We start from the raw sequence: 253 nt of genomic DNA, 5'->3' as shown, positions 1-253 counted from the left end.
GGGCGTCACGAAGATGAGGCAGCGCGCGGTGGGTGGATCGCCGTCCCGCGGCGCCGTGTCGAAATCGATCCCGACGGCGCGGATATCATGGCTGAAGATCTCGCCCAGCTGATCGTCTGCCACCTGTCCGACAAAGGCGCATTGTGCCCCCAGCGCCGCCATGCCGGCCAGCGTATTAGCCGCCGATCCGCCCGAAACCTCGGTCGCGCGGCCCATCGCCTGATAAAGGTCCCTCGCACGGTCCGCGTCGACC

Annotated in this window: 1 protein-coding gene; it reads right to left on the bottom strand. The window is 68.0% G+C overall.

Translation table 11 applies throughout. The features are described from left to right. A partial coding sequence (locus tag MJ643_RS31095; RefSeq protein WP_247727367.1) for a PfkB family carbohydrate kinase occupies positions 1-253 on the bottom strand: 253 nt, incomplete at both ends.

The sequence above is a fragment of the Pseudomonas sp. PNPG3 genome (assembly GCF_023093815.1).
GTDB lineage: Bacteria > Pseudomonadota > Gammaproteobacteria > Pseudomonadales > Pseudomonadaceae > Aquipseudomonas > Aquipseudomonas asiatica.
Note: the sequence above shows the minus strand (reverse complement) of the source record. Positions and strands in the feature narration are given on the sequence as shown.